The organism is Marichromatium sp. AB32, from assembly GCF_003718675.1.
GTDB lineage: Bacteria > Pseudomonadota > Gammaproteobacteria > Chromatiales > Chromatiaceae > Marichromatium > Marichromatium gracile.
Genome location: NZ_RHFJ01000138.1, coordinates 1 through 546, shown reverse-complemented (window position 1 = coordinate 546; position 546 = coordinate 1). Strand labels below are relative to the sequence as shown.

The following is a 546-nucleotide window of genomic DNA, read 5'->3' as shown; positions in this document are numbered from 1 at the left end:
AAACTAATATCGCAGCACATCACGACCATGATCACCACCATGACACGAATGGCAACAAGCTATTTGGCGTCTGGGTTTACCTGATGAGTGACTGTGTACTGTTTGCAACCTTGTTCGCGACATACGCTGTGCTGTCGAGCAATTCAATTGCGGGCCCAACAGGTAAAGACATTTTCGAACTCCCATTCGTGTTTGTCGAAACCATGCTGCTGCTGTTTAGCAGTATCACATTTGGTTTTGGCATCATCGCGATGAAGCGCAACAACGTTGCTGGTCTCAAACGTTGGATGTTAGTCACGTTCGCGCTTGGTCTTGGCTTTATCTGTATGGAGGTCTATGAGTTCCATCACCTGATTGAAGAAGGCTATGGGCCACAAACAAGTGCATTCCTATCGGCATTCTTTACGTTGGTTGGTACGCACGGCCTGCACGTAACCTTTGGTCTGATTTGGTTAGCGGTAGCGTATCATCAACTGTCGACGAAAGGTCTGAACGACAATATGGCAATGCGCTTTAACTGCTTAAGCCTATTCTGGCACTTTCTAG

At 47.1% G+C, this 546-nt stretch carries 1 protein-coding gene; it reads left to right on the top strand.

The features are described 5' to 3' along the window. On the top strand, window positions 1-546 hold a 546-nt coding region (cyoC, locus tag EBL85_RS16865), incomplete at both ends, for a cytochrome o ubiquinol oxidase subunit III (protein ID WP_223806199.1).